Origin of the sequence: Acinetobacter sp. 22512 (assembly GCF_052044755.1) — a bacterium.
Lineage (GTDB): Bacteria > Pseudomonadota > Gammaproteobacteria > Pseudomonadales > Moraxellaceae > Acinetobacter > Acinetobacter pittii.
Window position 1 is genome coordinate 16,383 of sequence record NZ_JBQENP010000018.1, and the last position, 16,624, is coordinate 33,006.

At 39.5% G+C, this 16,624-nt stretch carries 17 protein-coding genes; 2 read left to right on the forward strand and 15 right to left on the reverse strand.

From position 1 onward, the window contains the following. Positions 1 to 51: 51 nt before the first annotated feature. The 6 genes from dapC to ACTJJG_RS15640 all read right to left on the reverse strand — a co-directional run bounded on the left by dapC (position 52) and on the right by ACTJJG_RS15640 (position 6,848). Entirely contained in the window at positions 52 to 1,221 is a 1,170-nt protein-coding gene (gene dapC, locus ACTJJG_RS15615) for a succinyldiaminopimelate transaminase (protein ID WP_032006689.1), read from the reverse strand. A 25-nt stretch (positions 1,222 to 1,246) separates the two neighbouring features. Next, entirely contained in the window at positions 1,247 to 3,910 is a 2,664-nt protein-coding gene (glnD, locus tag ACTJJG_RS15620) for a [protein-PII] uridylyltransferase (protein WP_000608324.1), read from the reverse strand. A 27-nt stretch (positions 3,911 to 3,937) separates the two neighbouring features. Further along, positions 3,938 to 5,155, reverse strand: a complete 1,218-nt coding sequence (gene purT / locus ACTJJG_RS15625; protein WP_080776853.1) for a formate-dependent phosphoribosylglycinamide formyltransferase — start codon at positions 5,153 to 5,155, stop codon at positions 3,938 to 3,940. Positions 5,156 to 5,256: 101 nt separating this feature from the next. Next, a complete protein-coding gene (locus ACTJJG_RS15630; protein WP_069119259.1) occupies positions 5,257 to 5,646 on the reverse strand; it encodes a tautomerase family protein in 390 nt (129 codons plus the stop codon). A 136-nt stretch (positions 5,647 to 5,782) separates the two neighbouring features. Further along, on the reverse strand, positions 5,783 to 6,124 hold the full coding sequence (gene ygaH, locus ACTJJG_RS15635; RefSeq protein ID WP_032057067.1) for an L-valine transporter subunit YgaH: 342 nt from the start codon (positions 6,122 to 6,124) through the stop codon (positions 5,783 to 5,785). A 1-nt stretch (position 6,125) separates the two neighbouring features. Next, complete coding sequence (locus tag ACTJJG_RS15640; protein ID WP_068938178.1) at positions 6,126 to 6,848, reverse strand: AzlC family ABC transporter permease; 723 nt, start codon at positions 6,846 to 6,848, stop codon at positions 6,126 to 6,128. Between the two features lie 121 nt (positions 6,849 to 6,969). Between ACTJJG_RS15640 and ACTJJG_RS15645 the strand changes: the two genes are divergently transcribed. Further along, positions 6,970 to 7,440: a hypothetical protein gene (locus tag ACTJJG_RS15645; protein ID WP_025469827.1), complete on the forward strand. Its 471-nt coding sequence runs from the start codon at positions 6,970 to 6,972 to the stop codon at positions 7,438 to 7,440. A gap of 114 nt (positions 7,441 to 7,554) precedes the next feature. Here the strand turns inward: ACTJJG_RS15645 and ACTJJG_RS15650 are convergent, their stop codons facing one another. Together ACTJJG_RS15650 and ACTJJG_RS15655 are read right to left on the reverse strand one after the other, a co-directional pair. Next, complete coding sequence (locus tag ACTJJG_RS15650) at positions 7,555 to 7,842, reverse strand: hypothetical protein (RefSeq protein ID WP_005069685.1); 288 nt, start codon at positions 7,840 to 7,842, stop codon at positions 7,555 to 7,557. 171 nt (positions 7,843 to 8,013) lie between these two features. Continuing rightward, positions 8,014 to 8,721: a Crp/Fnr family transcriptional regulator gene (locus ACTJJG_RS15655; RefSeq protein ID WP_032057065.1), complete on the reverse strand. Its 708-nt coding sequence runs from the start codon at positions 8,719 to 8,721 to the stop codon at positions 8,014 to 8,016. Positions 8,722 to 8,813: 92 nt separating this feature from the next. On the opposite strand from ACTJJG_RS15655, the gene ACTJJG_RS15660 reads away from it, so the two are divergent. Then, positions 8,814 to 9,335, forward strand: a complete 522-nt coding sequence (locus tag ACTJJG_RS15660) for an Mpo1 family 2-hydroxy fatty acid dioxygenase (protein WP_032057064.1) — start codon at positions 8,814 to 8,816, stop codon at positions 9,333 to 9,335. A 47-nt stretch (positions 9,336 to 9,382) separates the two neighbouring features. Here the strand turns inward: ACTJJG_RS15660 and ychF are convergent, their stop codons facing one another. The 7 genes from ychF to ACTJJG_RS15695 all read right to left on the reverse strand — a co-directional run bounded on the left by ychF (position 9,383) and on the right by ACTJJG_RS15695 (position 16,617). Further along, entirely contained in the window at positions 9,383 to 10,474 is a 1,092-nt protein-coding gene (gene ychF, locus ACTJJG_RS15665) for a redox-regulated ATPase YchF (protein ID WP_002050104.1), read from the reverse strand. A gap of 93 nt (positions 10,475 to 10,567) precedes the next feature. Beyond that, positions 10,568 to 11,227, reverse strand: a complete 660-nt coding sequence (locus ACTJJG_RS15670; protein WP_005069679.1) for a methionine ABC transporter permease — start codon at positions 11,225 to 11,227, stop codon at positions 10,568 to 10,570. After that, the gene (locus ACTJJG_RS15675) at positions 11,208 to 12,284 is read right to left on the reverse strand and encodes a methionine ABC transporter ATP-binding protein (RefSeq protein ID WP_372552633.1); all 1,077 of its coding nucleotides are present in this window, start codon (positions 12,282 to 12,284) and stop codon (positions 11,208 to 11,210) included. Before ACTJJG_RS15675 ends, ACTJJG_RS15670 begins: the two co-directional genes overlap by 20 nt. A gap of 5 nt (positions 12,285 to 12,289) precedes the next feature. Beyond that, a complete protein-coding gene (locus tag ACTJJG_RS15680) occupies positions 12,290 to 13,123 on the reverse strand; it encodes a MetQ/NlpA family ABC transporter substrate-binding protein (RefSeq protein WP_218659994.1) in 834 nt (277 codons plus the stop codon). Between the two features lie 13 nt (positions 13,124 to 13,136). Continuing rightward, a complete protein-coding gene (locus ACTJJG_RS15685) occupies positions 13,137 to 13,967 on the reverse strand; it encodes a MetQ/NlpA family ABC transporter substrate-binding protein (RefSeq protein WP_032057060.1) in 831 nt (276 codons plus the stop codon). Between the two features lie 14 nt (positions 13,968 to 13,981). Continuing rightward, a complete protein-coding gene (locus ACTJJG_RS15690) occupies positions 13,982 to 15,394 on the reverse strand; it encodes an LLM class flavin-dependent oxidoreductase (RefSeq protein ID WP_032057059.1) in 1,413 nt (470 codons plus the stop codon). Further along, positions 15,394 to 16,617 (reverse strand): SfnB family sulfur acquisition oxidoreductase, encoded by a 1,224-nt coding sequence (locus tag ACTJJG_RS15695; RefSeq protein WP_057085702.1) that lies wholly within the window; start codon positions 16,615 to 16,617, stop codon positions 15,394 to 15,396. Before ACTJJG_RS15695 ends, ACTJJG_RS15690 begins: the two co-directional genes overlap by 1 nt. Between the last annotated feature and the right edge of the window lie 7 nt (positions 16,618 to 16,624).

The window sequence follows — 16,624 nt, forward strand, 5'->3', positions numbered from 1 at the left end:
CAGATCGCATAGCCTTCTAAACAAAATGAAGGCTATGCAATTTTGCTGGGTTTAAAGAATCGCTTTTAAACGTTTAACAACGTCTTCACATTGTGCCAAATCTGCTACTAAAGCCATACGCACATGATTGGCACCAGGGTTACCTTGTTCGGTATCACGAGATAGATAACGACCCGGTAAAACTTTAATGTGTGCTTTTTCCATCAGTATCTTGGCAAAAGTTTCATCATTATCGACTTTTAACCAGTAATAAAATCCAGCATCAGGTTTTTGTAATGGCAGTAAATGGCCTAGCTCAGATTGGAATAAGTCAAACTTTGCACGATATTGCTTACGGTTTTCTTCAACATGGTTTTCATCGTTCCATGCTGCAATTGAAGCAAGCTGGTGTTGAACAGGCATTGCCGCGCCGTGATAGGTGCGGTATTGTAAATATGGCTTTAACAGATCGGCATCACCCGCTACAAAACCTGAGCGCAAACCCGGCAAGTTTGAGCGTTTTGAAAGTGAATGAAATACGATACAGTTTTTGTAGTCATCACGACCAAGCTCAGCACAAACTTCTAATAGACCAGTAGGTGCTTGGTCAAACCAAAGCTCTGAATAGCATTCATCAGAAGCAATAACGAAATTATATTGATCAGATAAGGCAATTAGCTTTTTAAATTGTTCTTTGGAAAGCACAGTACCTGTTGGGTTACCCGGTGTACATACAAAAAGTAGGGCTGTCTTTTCCCAAACTTCTGCTGGTACTGCATCAAAATCACCTAAATAGCCATTTTCTTCCGTGCAATTAATGAAGTATGGCTTTGCACCTGCAAGTAAAGCTGCACCTTCATAAATTTGATAAAATGGGTTCGGCATCACCACATAAGGTGCATCTTCACGATTAATTAATGCCTGTACAAAAGAGAAAATGCCTTCACGTGTACCAGAGACAGGCAAGATGTGGTTTTCAGCACTAATGCTGTTAAGTTTAAAGCGCTTAGTTAACCAATCTGAAATGCTTTGGCGAAGCTCTGGTAAGCCTTTGCTGTTTGGATAAGTTGATAAATGGTTAAAGTTATCAATAATAGCCTGTTTAACAAACTCTGGTGCTGGATGCTTAGGTTCGCCAATTGATAGAGGAATCAAGGGAAGGTTAGCAGGAGTAGTATCCTTAAAAAGTTGGTTTAACTTTTCAAATGGATACGGGTGTAATAACGACAAGCTAGAGTTCATTAAACAGTTACCAAGTAGTTGAGTTTCAGTGCTGACAAATTTGATTAGATGCTTCATCTAATGCAGCTTTCAGTTTTTCCGAGAAGAGTTTGACCTCTTCGTTATTCAGCGGTTTTCCATCTTTTTTGGTGACAAAGAAAATATCTTCGGCACGTTCGCCTAAAGTTGCGATTCGGGCTGAATGGATGTCTAAACCTTGCATCATAAATAAACCACCGACGCGTGCAAGTAGGCCGGGGTGATCGAGTGTTGAAATTTCGACCATATTTTGCTGTAAGGCTTCATTTAATGTTACGTCGACTGTATTTTCAATATCGAAATGACGTAATTGACGTGGAATACGACGTTGCATGAGTCCCGGATATTGGTCTGGTTGGCTAAGGGCTTTCACTAATGCATTTTTAACGGTTTCTTCACGTTCTGGGTCGGTAAGCAATGTCCCGAAACGATCAAGTACAACATAAGTGTCTAAGCTAAATGCTGTACTTGCCGTGATAATTTTTGCGTCCTGAACGTCTAAGTTCATTCGGTCTAAAACGGCAACAGTGGTGGCAAATAGGTTAGGTTGATCGCGAGTATAAATAAAGATTTGCACCGCATCTTGAGCTGCTTTACGGTGAGCACGCAATAGGACTAATGGCTCTGGATTATCACCGTGTTTTAAAATTGCTTGTGTATGCCACGCAATTTCATCCGCCGATTCTTTAATGAAGTATTCATCACCTAGTTCTTGCCATACTTTTTCGACATCAGCCAATGCAAAGTTATTTACTAATAATTCACTTGCTGCAAACTTGGTGTCTTCAATCAGCATTTGGTAGTCAACAGGACGGCCTAAACCTGTACGGATTACATCACGAGCATGCGTATAAAGCTGACGCATGAGAGAAGCGCGCCATGTGTTCCATAGTTTTGGATTTGTCGCGTTAATATCGGCAACCGTTAAGGTATATAGATAATCGAGATGCTCCATATCGCCCAGTTTTTCGGCAAAATCTTTCACGACATCAGGATCAGAAATATCTTTTTTCTGAGCGGTCAAAGACATGAGCAAATGGTTTTGAATAAGCCATGCAATTAATTTGCATTCACGCTCTGTAAAGCCATGTGCACGGCCAAACTCAATCGCGTCTTCTGCGCCGAGTTCGCTGTGGTCACCACCGCGACCTTTTGCGATGTCATGGAATAAAGCAGCAATGAACACAATATCTTGACGAGCAAGACGTTGGAAAACTGAACTTACTACAGGGAATTCTTTGGCAAATTCAGGTTCTCTAAAACGATTTAAATTACGCAGCAATAATAATGTATGAGCATCGACCGTATAGATATGGAATAGGTCATATTGCATAAGGCCCATAATTTGGCCAAAAGCAGGAATATAGTTTCCTAAAACCCCATAACGTTTCATCGCAACCAAGGTATCGTATAAACGATATGGTGAACGAATAATCGACATAAACAGTGCTTGATGCTCTGGATTATCGCGATAACTTTGGTTGATTCGTTTTGCGGCAAGAATAAGTAAGCGTAAAGTTCGGGCGCGAATACCTTCAATATCTGGTCGATTGGCTAAAATATAGAACAGCTCTAAAATTGCGCTTGGATGTTCTGCGAATATTTTATGATGCTGTACCGCAAGTTTATTGTCGACAATTTTAAAGTGATCATTAACAACTTCAATTTTGCGTTCATAGTTGGGGAGTCGAGGAGTAATCACTGACTCGCTAAAATACGCCAGCAACATTTCATTGAGTGTTGAAACCTGTTGCGCCGTACGGTAGTAGCGCTTCATGAATTGCTCAACACCATAATTTACAGGTTGACCTTCTTGACGCACATATCCAAATTTAGCGGCAATTTCCCTTTGGTGGTCAAAGAGTAAACGGTTTTCATCACGTTTAGCTAAACGGTGTAAATGATGTCGAATTTCCCAAAGAAAACTTTCTGCTTCTTCTAAAACTGCCAATTCAAACTCTGAAATGAAACCTAAATGCACTAAGTCATAAATCCGGTTTACGCGAAAGTGACGTTTGGCAATCCAGCCAATTTGGTTAATGTCACGGATACCGCCTGGTGCATTTTTAATATCGGGTTCTAAATTACTTTCAGTATTGTTGTGTTGATGGTAACGCTTGGCTTGTTCGGCCATTTTTGCGTCATAAAATGTTTTGTCAGTCCATGTCTGCGAAACAATACGGCGAGGCCATTTCGCAAGCTGACTATTGCCAGTAATTAACCGCGCCTCAATTAAAGTTGTTGCAACGGTTAAATCGGTAGCGGCCTGCTCAACACAGCTTTGAATCGTGCGAACACTAATGCCGGGTTTGAAATTGCCAACGTCCCATAAAGACGAAATAAATGTAGAGATACGTTTTTCGTTTTCTTCGTTAATTTCATGCTCCGATAGGATCATGATATCGACGTCAGAATAGGGCAACATTTCACGGCGTCCATAACCGCCTACAGCAAAAAGGCCCAGTTCTGTCTGATCGAGTTCAGCATGTTTCCATAAAAAGATCAGTGCTTCATCTACTAAATCTGAACGGGCTTTAATGATTTCACGAATAGATTGCCCATTTTCATATGAATCTTGCAACTGCTTTTCTACATCCGTTCGCCATTGATTAATGGCTTTAATATCATGATGACTTGAGACATAGTTCAACAATGGCGATATATTGATCATGAAAATGGGTCTACCAATAAGTAAAAATTAAGAGTTTGTTTGAACGCTTACTTGATCAGCGGTTTCTTTCGCTAAGGTACGAGCAAGATCAGTATTTTCAGCACGAGCGGTTGCTACCCCCATACGACGACGTTTGAAACCTTCTGGTTTGCCAAACAGGCGTAAATCGGTGTCTGGGTGTGTTAAAGCTACATTGAGATTGCTATAACTTAAATTGCTGGCATCAACTCCAGCATAAATTACTGCACTTGCTGCAACACTGTGGCGTGCTGTGTTTACAGGTAAACCTAAAATTGCACGTGCATGCAGTTCAAATTCACTTTGAAACTGAGATGCTAAAGTTACGAGTCCTGTATCGTGTGGGCGAGGTGAGACTTCACTAAACCAAACCTTGTCACCTTTAATAAACAGTTCTACACCAAAAATACCACAGCCACCAAGTGCAGTTGTCACTTTATTTGCAATACGTTTTGCTTCTTCGAGTGCCGCCGCCGTCATTGGTTGAGGTTGCCAGCTTTCTACATAATCACCGGCATCTTGGCGGTGACCAATTGGGTCACAGTAATGAGTTTCAATTTCACCAGTTTCAGGGTTTTTAGCGCGAACGGTAAGTAATGTAATTTCAAAATCAAAATCAATTTGAGATTCAATAATGACCGTACCTTGGTTAACACGGCCACCTTGCATTGCATATTCCCATGCAGCATCAACTTCATCGAAACTTTTTACACGAGACTGTCCTTTACCTGAAGAAGACATGACTGGTTTTACAAAGTTTGGATAACCAATGTCATCGCAAGCGGCGCGGAAGCTTTCGAGCGTATCAGCAAAACGATAAGCAGAAGTAGGTAGGCCAAGTTCTTCAGCCGCAAGACGGCGGATGCCTTCACGGTTCATTGTGAGGTTTACAGCTTTAGCAGAAGGGATGACAGTTGCTGTTTTGCTCGCTTCAATTTCAAGTAAAACTTCTGTCGCAATTGCTTCAATTTCTGGAACAATTAAATTTGGCCTAATTTTCTCGATGAGTTGTTTTAATTGAGCAGGATCTGCCATGTTTAACACATAAGAAAAATGTGCAACTTGCATTGCTGGTGCGTGATCATAACGGTCGGCTGTATGTACTTCTACACCAAGGCGTTGTAAGGAAATTACAACTTCTTTGCCAAGCTCTCCTGAACCTAACAATAAAACTTTAAATGCAGAAGATTGAAGTGGGGTACCGAGTGTCACGCTCATGCGAATCATCCTGACAAAATTATTTTTTTAAGCATAGCAGAACTTATGGTGGAGTTAAGCCTTATCATGCATAAAAAAGTAATTTTGTCGGACAATTAAAAAAGTGTTTTTTAGACATTAACCTGATAGTTTAAAAGCAACTCATCAGCATTTTTACCACGGATGCCCCAATTTTCTTTAGGTGTTTCAAAAATAGTAATTTCAATGTCTTGTGGAGAAATTCTACATTGTTCTCGAATATTACGGAATAAGGTTTGGATAAGCTGCTTTTTAGTGGCTGCACTGCGGCCTGCAAACATTGAAAGTTCAATAATAATGTAATGCTGGCTTCTGTCAGAAGGGTAAATGAAATTTCCTGATTTAAGGCTAATAAAACGTTGAAATCTTTTCTCAACAGGATATTTCAATTCTTCAATAAGCGCCTGATGGATTGCATGAGAAAGTAATTCTCGGTAATGCATAATGGTTTGTTCATTTGCATAAATTTTAACTTGTGACATTTTTATCTCTATAAGTAGCTAAGGTTATCTTTTTAATCAATTCAAATTCAAAAATTAGATTTTTCAGGCCTGAAGTTTCAATCTTAAACACTTCTGGCCAGATTTTATTTTATATAAGAAAGATAAGTTTATCTATTTATAAAGGTAAATAAGTATAGATCAGACCATAAACAATTGCGGCAGTTAAAGTTGCTGGTACGATTTTCTTAAATTTAAAATAAAGACCTGCTAAAACTAAAAAACCGATAAGCATAGCTAGGCTTTTGTCTGGATTTTCAAGAAGTGGTGGAAGAGTGGCAACCACAAGCATGGCGCTAATTGCAGATATTCCAATACTTCCTAAAGCAATTTTGATCCAGATTGAGCCCCGTCTTTGTTGGTTGCCCTGTAGTTTTTGTATTACGAAAAAAGGTCCAAAGCGTGAAGCAAAATTGGCTATGCCCACGATAATGCCGACCAGAATAATTTCTAGGTTCATATTAAGCCTCAACCTCATCATGTTGTTTCAGCACATAATATTTAAATAGACCAGCTAAAATGCCTGAAAAAATACCAATAAAAATAGCAGCTGATAAGTTAATCCAATAACAGGCCAAAGCTGAAACTACTAAAGATACAGCAACAACAAGGCTATGCTTTCGTTCAAATGCCGCTAATAAAAAACTTAAAAATAAAGCAGGTAATAAGAAGTCTAAAGCTGCTTGTAAAAACTTTGGTAAATGAGCAACTTGATCGGCAAATAATCCACCTAACAAAGAGCCACTTGCCCAAGCCATCCAACTAAATAGGCTTAAGCCAAGCATCCAAGACTCGGTCCATTGTTGTCTGCGCTGTGAAAGTTGGATCATTCCACTGGCAAAAACTTCATCCGTTAAGCCCCAAGCCCATACTGCCGTTTTCTTAAGATTTAATTTGTTTGGAATCAGGTTGTATAGAGCAGGTCCATACAGGACATGGCGAATATCTAGTGCAATGACTGTTAATGCTGTTAGCCAGATGGATGAACCGCTAGCCAAAAGAGCGACAACCAAAAATTGGCTAGCGCCAGCATACATTGAACAAGATAGAAAAAAAGCTTCCCATGGTGTAAAACCAAACTGAGATGCAGAAACGCCAAAGGCAAAAGAAACGGGTAAATAGGTGAGTACGATAGCTTGGCTATCTTTGGCGCCTTGCCAAAAAGTTGCTGTTTGGGCAGGCATCAATTGTTGTTCGGACACAATACACCTTGGCAATAAACCAAATGATAAAAATACTTGAAAGATTGAGTATTGTAGCCGAATTTAATAGCATAGTGCCGAAATGTTTAATCGGCAGTTTGATATGTTCAAGGCAAAGATTCGTTTAGTTTATATCGCCATGATAAGTGCAGGTATTTTTACATTGCAGGGCTGTGATAATGGTAATCAGGGTGCAGAAAAAAAAGTAGAAATTAAGCCAGCACCGAAACTAACCAATGATGCAACTGTTTATGCTCAAAAAGCATGGACATTGATTAACACGGTTGAGCATTTAGTTTATGAAAAACAACTCAGCCAAATTGATGACAAAGTTCGTAAACCTTTACGCCAATTAAGTACAGACTGGCGCATTAATGTAAAAATGACGGATTCGGTGACAGAAGGGAAATATGCACTCTGCCGTAAGGCCCTGACAAGTTTAGATATATGGGCACGCGAAACACTAGAAAACAATAGTTCAGTTGCCCAAAAACAAGCGGACTATGAGCGAGATAAGGCTCAATGTAAGGATGCGATCGATACGCCGAATCTTGGAAATACTTCGCCAAAATAAAACTAATGAATGTAAAAAAGCGAGATGATCAATCTCGCTTTTTTTGCTTTTAAACAATAATGTGAATTACGGTTTTGTGGCAGCTTTAGCGGTGTTTGCAGTCTTCACAGCATCTTATTTCATTTGATGAGTCATTTGCTGTGATTCATGTTGAGCATGAGTCGCGCTGGTCATTGCATCATGTTTTTGAGTGCTTAAGTCTTTTTTAACATCCTGTTTAGTTTTAGTTACCTCTTTCTTGGCTTTTTGAGCGGTAGCTTTTCCATGTACCGCTACACATTTTCCACCTTTGTGATTTGGTCCTGTACCGCCTTGTAGTTGAGTCCCTTTTGGACATGCAAATGCCGAAACACTTAACATAGCCAATACGCCTGCTGTAAGAATTGTTGATAATTTTTTCATGTTAATCAGTGCCTTGTTGAGTATTATTGCTCAGCTTGAGTGTAGGGTGAAAATATCTGCTTTAACACATTTATTTTGTGGAAATAGAGTTTGAACAATGTTTTGATTTGCAGTGTTATCTAATTTTTTAATTTAATTTTAAGTTTTTATTATTTAGCCGCTTTTAAAAAATTAGAATTGTGCTTTAGCAACTACTTTCAATTTCTCAATATCTAGAATCTCAATTTTTCTAAAAGCAATTTTAATGATTTTCTGTTTTTCGAGCAGGCTCAGTTCATGATTGATCGTCTGTCTAGATGTGGTCAGCATATTTGCCAATTGTTCTTGAGAAATATGGATGTGATGATCTTGAATAAGAATATGATTCCCATATCCTTCTAAAATGAATAGAAGACGCTGAGCAAGCCTTTGAGAAATACTACGTGTTTGGATAGCAATCTGTTCTAAGAAAACGTACCTGAGTTTTTGGCTTGTTAAACGTGCGAAAAAATACCAATAATATGGATTGTCCTTGAGTAGATCATTTAATGGTTTTGCAGGAATATGCAGAACTATACTTTTTTTCAATGCAATCGCATCGTGTGAGCGCGGTTCATGATCAATCAATGATATTTCACCAAACCACATGATTGGCTCAGCAATAGCAGAAAGAGCTTCATTACCATTTACATCGACATAACCCAAGCTAATCGAGCCTTCAAGTACGGTATAAATGCCATTAAATAGATCTTGAGCATGGAAAACATAGCTATTTTTTTCAAAGGTGATTTGCTTGCCATGTTCTAAAATAAAATTTTGGAATGTTTCCGGAAGCACACTAAACCATGTGTTTTCTTTTAGTCGGTTAATATAAATTAGGTCCAAAATTCGGTCATCCATGAAAAAATTCATTACTTTGTCAAATAGCTGACAACTTTACGTTTTCCTTATATGTACAGTATGACTATATGTAAGTGAATAGGGAATAACTCATGTCAAATCTGGAGCAAGAGCTTAGCAAATATGCGGCTTACCACTTAAATCATAAAAATATTTTGACGCACTTTATCGGTATTCCGCTCATCGTGTTTTCAATTTTGTGTTTAACCGCAAGAGCTGGAGTCGATATTGGTAGTTTTAAACTGACTTTAGCCATAGTATTGATTGCAATGAGCTCAATTTATTATTTATTTCTAGATAAAGTATTTGGTTTACTCATGCTGATTATTTTAGCTGCTGTGTATCCACTAGCGAGCCAAATTGCTCAATTGTCTTTAGGAGAATGGTTAGCAGTAAGTATTGGCTTCTTTGTTGTCGGTTGGGTCTTTCAGTTTGTGGGGCATTATTTTGAAAAGAAAAAACCTGCTTTTGTTGATGATGTGATTGGACTTGCGATAGGGCCGTTATTTGTATTGGCAGAATTTATATTTATGCTAGGTTTTAGAAAGCTTTTGCATGCGCGTATTTTACAAGAGGCGCGTAGTAAACGAGAGGCGATGGATCTTAGTCATTAATAATAAAAAAAGCCCCAACATATTGGGGCTTTTTCTTAAGCTTTAACTTAAACGTTAAAACGGAAGTGCATTACATCGCCGTCTTGAACAACGTAAGTTTTACCTTCTAAACGCCATTTACCAGCTTCTTTAGCGCCGTTTTCACCGTTGTATTGTACGAAGTCATCATATGCAACAACTTCAGCACGGATGAAGCCTTTTTCGAAGTCGGTATGAATCACACCAGCGGCTTGAGGAGCGGTTGCGCCAACTTTTACTGTCCACGCACGAACTTCTTGTACACCAGCAGTGAAATAAGTCTGTAAACCTAAAAGCGCATAACCTGCACGAATAACCACATTTAAACCTGGTTCTTCCATGCCCATTGCTTCTAAAAACTCAGCACGATCTTCATCTTCTAATAATGAAATTTCAGCTTCGATTTGGTTGCAAAGCGGCACAACAATTGCGTTTTCCTCAGCAGCAAGTTTTTTAACTGCTTCTAAGTGTGGGTTGTTTTCAAAACCGTCTTCTGCAACGTTTGCAATATACATCGTTGGTTTTAAAGTCATTAAACCAAAACCACGAACTAATTTACGTTCGTCATCAGATAAATCAGCTGCACGAGCTGGTTTACCTTCGTCAAGTAACGGTTGGATTTTTTCTAAAACTGCTTTAGTTGCTACAGCTTCTTTATCACCGCCTTTAGCAACTTTAGTTAAACGTAAAATTGCTTTAGCTACGGTTTCAAGATCGGCAAGTGCAAGTTCAGTATTGATAGTTGCGATGTCGTCTAACGGATCAATTTTACCATTTACGTGAATTACGTTTTCATCTTCGAAACAACGTACAACATGTGCAATTGCATCAGTTTCACGAATGTTAGCAAGGAATTGGTTACCTAAGCCTTCACCTTTTGATGCACCAGCAACAAGACCTGCAATGTCCACAAATTCCATTGTAGTTGGCAAAATACGCTGTGGTTTAACAATCGCAGCAAGTTTGTCTAAACGTGGATCTGGTACAGGAACAATACCTGTGTTTGGTTCAATGGTACAGAAAGGGAAGTTTTCCGCTGCAATCGCTGCTTTCGTTAATGCATTGAAAAGGGTAGATTTCCCTACGTTTGGCAGACCAACAATACCGCAATTAAAACCCATGAAAACCACTCACAAATGTGTAAATTAAAAATTGTGGCTGATTTTACATGAAAGCCATGACAAAGTCATGGCTAGAGCAGGGTTGTATTGCGTTTAAACTTTACGTTTATCAAGTTGCTGGGCTAATGCATCGCCAGTCGCTTGTACCAACATGACTAAAACAATGAGCACTAAAATTACAGCCAACATAATTTGCATATCAAAACGTTGATAGCCATAACGATAAGCAATGTCCCCTAGGCCACCTGCACCAATAGCACCAGCAATCGCAGAAGAGTTAATCATAGTCACAATAGTCACGGTAAAACCCGCCACAATACCTGGCAAAGCCTCTGGTAAAAGTACATGCCAGATAATTTGTTTACGGTTACAACCCATGGCCTGTGCAGCTTCAATTAAGCCTTGGTCGACTTCGCGTAAGCTGACTTCCGCAATACGAGCAAAGAAGGGAATTGCAGCAATAGTCAGCGGAACAACCGCCGCCCAAACCCCATAACTTGTGCCTACGATCCAGCGAGTAAGTGGAATAAGCGCAACCATTAAAATAAGAAAGGGTACAGAGCGAGTAATGTTGATGACCCAACCTAAAGCTTGATTAATCTTTTGTGACGGGTGAATGCCGTGCTCAGAAGTGCTGACTAAAACAACAGCAATCGGTAAGCCAATTAAAAAAGCAATAAACGCAGATGCACCTACCATGAGTAAGGTATCTACAGTTCCAGTAATTAATAAATCAATGAGCTGGTCGTGCATAGCCAAGTACCTCAAATTGTGCAATTGCAGTTAATGCGTCTTGTCGTATAGATGAAAGATCAATTTCTACGTTAGGAATACCGACTAAAAGTGAACCAATAATATGCCCTTGAATGGTATCGACCTGACTTTGATATAAATTGACAGGTGCTTTAAATCTAGCTAGTAGTTCTTGAATATCCGGAACCTGATGTGCTTCAGCCTCATATTTCAGTTTTACAATAATATGAGTCGAATCTTCATCGGGTAGAGGATTGATTTTAAAAGGCAGAGTGATCTGCTCAAGGTTCAACAATTCCTGAGTAATTTCTTGCTCTGGTCGTGAAAATACAGACCAGACTTGCCCAGCCTCTACGATTTCACCTTGATCAATCACCACCACTTGATCACAAATTTCTCGAATGACCTGCATTTCATGAGTGATGAGTACAATCGTTAGACCCAGTTCCTGATTAATCTTTTTAAGTAAAGCCAAAATAGTGGCGGTACTTTCAGGGTCAAGTGCCGAGGTGGCTTCATCACAAAGTAAAATTTCTGGGTGGTGAACAAGTGCACGTGCAATACCGACACGTTGCTTTTGTCCGCCTGAAAGTTGCGATGGGTAGTAGCCAGACTTATCTGCAAGACCTACGAGTGCCAAAACTTCATTTACACGTTGGTCGATATCTGCTTTGTTGTAATTGGAAACTTTTAAAGGCAATGCCACATTTTCCCAGACCGTTTTTGCAGACATTAAATTGAAATGTTGAAAAATCATTCCAATTCGTTGGCGAGTTTGAATAAGCTCGGCATGACTCAATTCAGCAATGTTTTGTTGATGAATATGAATGCTGCCTGTATTAACTTGTTCTAAGCCATTTAAAGTGCGGAGTAGGGAAGATTTTCCAGCACCACTTTTACCAATAATGCCTAAAATCTTACCTAGGGGAACATCAAGGTTAATTTCCTTTAACGCATGCAGTTTTTGACCCTGCGATTGGTAAAACTTATTTAAACCACGAATTTTGATATGAGGTAGAGAAAAATCAACTTGTGATCCAAAACTCACCATTGTCATTCTCCTTATTTCCAGCCTTGAAACCACATACCTTGGCCAAAGTCTTTATCCAGAATATCTTGTGCTTGTTTTGAGTTCTGGAATGCTTTAACAAAGGATGCAAGTTTTTGGTTTTTATCTTGGTAATCGCGACGGGTCACAAACAAAATTGCATATTTTTTATCGATTGGATCTAAAAATAATGCGCTATGTGGGTCGGTTACTTTTGCCATTTTTAAGTAGTGAGGGAAGCCGAAAATTAAATCGACATCGTTATATGCATGTGCTGTCTGTGGGCCTTCAACTTCAACAAAGCTCAGCTGTTTAGGATTAGCAATAATGTCTTGAGTGGTTGAAAGCTCATTATTAATGTCTTTAAGCTGAATTAAACCTGCACGGTGCAATAAAATTAAAGCACGGGCTAAATTGACCGGATCGTTTGGAATAGCTACACGTGCTTTTGAAGGTAATTCTTCAAGTGATTTATATTTTTTTGAATATAAACCGACATGACTTCCTGAACCCACACCAAATGCATGTAGGTCATAGCCCGTTTCTTTAACAGCATTACGTAGAAATACGCTTTGCTGGAAAAAGTTCGCATCAATATCACCATTTTGTACGGCAACATTGGGTGCTCTCCAATCAGAAAATTCAACGAGTTTGACATGAACGCCTTGCTTTTCTACTTCATTGGCAACGCTTTGTAATAGCTCAGCATAAGGCGGGCTAATGCCAATCGTTAAAACATCATCGGCTTGTTTATTTTTAATATAACGGTAACCGACGAGGCCCAGAATTACGATCAAAATCGTAATTCCGAGTAACCAAGGCTTATGCTGTTTGAACTGAATCGCCATAATCTTTCCGTTATTACTTCCAGCCAGGGAACCAAAGTGTTGGCCCAATCTCAGCATCTAACACAGCTTTAACTTTTGGCGAGTTTTGATAGATCTCAACAAATTTCTTTAATTTGTCGCCCTTATCTTGATAGTCATCACGCACTACAAACAAAATTGCATAACGTTTATTGGTATTGTCATCAAGTAAAAGCGCACTTTCAGGGTCAGCTGTTTTTGCTAAGCGTAGGTAATGCGGATAGCCAAAAGCCAAGTCAACATCATCAATTGCACGAGCAGTTTGTGGTCCTTCAACTTCTACAAATTGTAAATTTTTAGGATTTGAAACTACATCTTTGAGTGCAGATAAATGATTATTTGAATCTTTAAGCGTAATTAATTTAGCTTGCTGTAAGAGTAGCAGGGCACGACCTTGATTGACTGGATCATTTGGAATGACTACACGTGCGTTTTGTGGCAATTCATCAAGGCTTTTATATTTCTTTGAATAAAGTCCCACATGTGATGCTGCACCCGCTGCAAATGCCTTTAATTTAAAGCCTGTTTCTTTAATTGCATTGTCTAAGAAAGGTTGGTGCTGGAAAAAGTTCGCATCAATATCCCCATGATTTAAAGTAATGTTTGGTGTATTCCAGTCAGAAAATTCGACCAGTTTTACATTTAAACCCTGTTTCTTTGCTTCATCGGCAGCAGCTTGTAAAGTTTTTGCAAATGGTGGGCTAATACCAATCACAAGTTCATTTGAGCCACTTTGACGATGTTTATTCCAAAAGAATAAAGCAACAACAAGGACTACAACGACTAAGCCGATGCCTAGCCATTTTTTAGAGGCTGTTTGAGCCATGTCTATCTCCAAATTTAAGCGGTTATTTCTTCAATTGTTGTTAAGTTTTTGCTGTTGTTATAGGGACTACATCGGAACGCTTGAACAGGGTGCTGTTTTGGTAATTGATCACCCCGACTAAAAATTTTGTTCCGTAGTGAACCCGCTTTATATGCAGTTTTATAGCGACCACGTTGTTGTAGCTCAGGAATGACCAAGCGAATAAAGTCGTGGTGAGACTCTGGTGCAACTGTACGTGTTAAATTAAAGCCATCAATATCAGTCTCATCTAAAAGATGAATTAAGTATTCAGCAACTTCTTCGCCACTGCCCACAATGAGGGGATAACGACCACCTAAAACATGCTGAGCTTTTAAGTCATTTTTCGTGATTTGTTGCTCTTTAAATTTTTCGGTAATCGAAACAATACTGTTACTTTTTTGGTAAGGAATCGCTTCATCGTCGGCAAATTTACTTAAGTCGATACCAGTTGAACTCGCATAATGTGCTAAGCCTGCTTCCGGACTTGCATACTGACGATATTCATTCAGTTTTTGTACAGCGAGATCATGTGTTTCAGCAACAACAACGGTTATACCGACAAAGACTTTAATGTCATCCGCTGAACGGCCTTGCTGTTCTGCAAGAGCACGAATCTTTTTCACTTGTTCGCGTATTTTTTCGGGTTTGTCGCCGCCAATAAATACACACTCAGCATGACGAGTCGCAAACTGCATACCTTTGGGTGAAGCACCTGCTTGAAACAGTGTTGGAGTGCGTTGTACAGAAGGAGACACCTGAAACACACCTTCACTTTGGTAATATTTTCCGTGGTGGTGAATGGTGTGAACTTTAGATGGATCTGTAAAAACACGCTGTACTTTATCTTTTTTAACAGCGTCGTTTTCCCATGAACCTTCCCAATATTTATAGCAAAGCTCTAAAAATTCTTCGGCTTGTTCATAGCGAGCATCGTGGTCTTTCAAACCTTTTTGACCAATTAAGCGTTCCGCACTATCTAGATAACCCGTAACGATATTCCAGCCAATACGACCTTGAGTTAAATGGTCGAGACTCGCAAAGCGACGAGCAAACTGATATGGATGCTCATAGCTTAAGTTCACAGTGACCCCAAAACTTAAGTTTTGAGTGACTGCCGCCATAGCAGAAATGAGTGTAGATGGGTCATGGCTCGGAAGTTGAATGGACTCTTTTAAAGTCAGATCAATACCATTTTGATAGACGTCATACACACCTGTAATGTCCGCAATAAATAAACCATCAAATAAACCACTTTCTAAGGTCTTAGCTTGTTCTGTCCAATAGCTCAGTTCATTAAAGCGGTGTGATTCATCACGTGGATGTGTCCATAAGCCATGATTGATATGCCCAACACAGTTCATGTCAAAGGCGTTTAATAAAATCTCTTTTGCTTTGAAATCTGCCATTACAATGTCCCCCGACGAGGTGGAAGCACACCGTTAAGAACGTAGTTCCCAATAAAGTAATATTTCCATCGTGCGGCATCATGTAAGGTATGTACACGGGCATTACGCCAAAAACGATCTAGGCCATCTTGAGACTGACTACCACGGCTACCAGCAAGTTCAATCAGCTTAGACGATGCTTTGAGTGCGATATCGGTACTATGAGCACGTACTTTGGCAACATCAATTGAAGCTTTTGCAATGCTTTCAGGTGTGGTTTCAATTTTTGCGGCATCAATTGATTGCGCAGCTTGTTTTAATAACACTTCGCTTGCCCGTACATCGACAGCAATACGTCCTAATTCATAAATCGTTAAAGGATCTTGGTTGGCCGTTTCTACTTGTGAGTCAATCCATGGACGAGCTTGATGTACTCTTTGCAAGCTTTCTTCAAAGGCTGCACGTGCAATACCGACCTCAATCGATGCATGCATAATTTGCGCAAAAGGACCCACTAAGGTTGGTTGTAAAAATGCAGTATCAAAAGGAATAACATCATCTGCATCGACAAAAACCTGATCAAACTTGACCGTGCCGCTGCCTGTCGTTTTCTGTCCAAAGCCAGACCAGTCATCAACAAGTTTTAATCCTTGTGAACCACTTTTTACAAATGCCAGATACTCTCGACCTGCATCGTCTAAAACTAAGGTTGGAATACGGTGAGCAAATAAACTTCCTGTGCAGTAAAACTTTTCACCCTGAATGAGATATCCATTTTCGTATGGACGAATATTGGTTTGTTTATGAGTTGAAGTTTTGGTCTTAAACTCAGCAAGTGCATTACCAAAGCGAGTGCCATTTAAAACTTCGCCATATAAACGTTGTTTTTGAGCTTCTGTGCCTGTATTTCGTAATACTTCCAACGCATAGAAATGGTTTTGTGGAATTTGTCCGATTGAACCATCGGCACCGCTTAAAAGAGCGATTACTTTAGCAACGGTATGGCTTGAAACTTCGGCACCGCCATATTGCTTAGGTACTGTAATTGCCCAAAGACCAGATTGGCTCAAAGCATCGATTTCGGTATACGGTAAAATTCGTTTAGCGTCTCGCTCAACGGCGGTTTTTTTAAATTGCTCAGCAAACTGTTTGGCAACTTCTAATGCTTCAGCATCATTTTGAATAATGTGCGCTTGGCCAGATGCCGATGTTTGTTTCGTTTGAACAGATTGATATGAAGTCATGACAATT

What these genes read in the sequence shown, in the direction of transcription:
- ACTJJG_RS15650 (WP_005069685.1), bottom strand. Translation starts at nt 7,842, where the DNA reads ATGAAAAAATTATCAACAATTCTTACAGCAGGCGTATTGGCTATGTTA.
- ACTJJG_RS15655 (WP_032057065.1), bottom strand. Translation starts at nt 8,721, where the DNA reads ATGGATGACCGAATTTTGGACCTAATTTATATTAACCGACTAAAAGAA.
- ACTJJG_RS15660 (WP_032057064.1), top strand. Translation starts at nt 8,814, where the DNA reads ATGTCAAATCTGGAGCAAGAGCTTAGCAAATATGCGGCTTACCACTTA.
- ACTJJG_RS15695 (WP_057085702.1), bottom strand. Translation starts at nt 16,617, where the DNA reads ATGACTTCATATCAATCTGTTCAAACGAAACAAACATCGGCATCTGGC.
- dapC (WP_032006689.1), bottom strand. Translation starts at nt 1,221, where the DNA reads ATGAACTCTAGCTTGTCGTTATTACACCCGTATCCATTTGAAAAGTTA.
- ACTJJG_RS15630 (WP_069119259.1), bottom strand. Translation starts at nt 5,646, where the DNA reads ATGTCACAAGTTAAAATTTATGCAAATGAACAAACCATTATGCATTAC.
- purT (WP_080776853.1), bottom strand. Translation starts at nt 5,155, where the DNA reads ATGATTCGCATGAGCGTGACACTCGGTACCCCACTTCAATCTTCTGCA.
- ACTJJG_RS15680 (WP_218659994.1), bottom strand. Translation starts at nt 13,123, where the DNA reads ATGGCGATTCAGTTCAAACAGCATAAGCCTTGGTTACTCGGAATTACG.
- ACTJJG_RS15645 (WP_025469827.1), top strand. Translation starts at nt 6,970, where the DNA reads ATGTTCAAGGCAAAGATTCGTTTAGTTTATATCGCCATGATAAGTGCA.
- ACTJJG_RS15690 (WP_032057059.1), bottom strand. Translation starts at nt 15,394, where the DNA reads ATGGCAGATTTCAAAGCAAAAGAGATTTTATTAAACGCCTTTGACATG.
- ychF (WP_002050104.1), bottom strand. Translation starts at nt 10,474, where the DNA reads ATGGGTTTTAATTGCGGTATTGTTGGTCTGCCAAACGTAGGGAAATCT.
- glnD (WP_000608324.1), bottom strand. Translation starts at nt 3,910, where the DNA reads ATGATCAATATATCGCCATTGTTGAACTATGTCTCAAGTCATCATGAT.
- ACTJJG_RS15685 (WP_032057060.1), bottom strand. Translation starts at nt 13,967, where the DNA reads ATGGCTCAAACAGCCTCTAAAAAATGGCTAGGCATCGGCTTAGTCGTT.
- ACTJJG_RS15670 (WP_005069679.1), bottom strand. Translation starts at nt 11,227, where the DNA reads ATGCACGACCAGCTCATTGATTTATTAATTACTGGAACTGTAGATACC.
- ygaH (WP_032057067.1), bottom strand. Translation starts at nt 6,124, where the DNA reads ATGAACCTAGAAATTATTCTGGTCGGCATTATCGTGGGCATAGCCAAT.
- ACTJJG_RS15675 (WP_372552633.1), bottom strand. Translation starts at nt 12,284, where the DNA reads ATGACAATGGTGAGTTTTGGATCACAAGTTGATTTTTCTCTACCTCAT.
- ACTJJG_RS15640 (WP_068938178.1), bottom strand. Translation starts at nt 6,848, where the DNA reads ATGCCTGCCCAAACAGCAACTTTTTGGCAAGGCGCCAAAGATAGCCAA.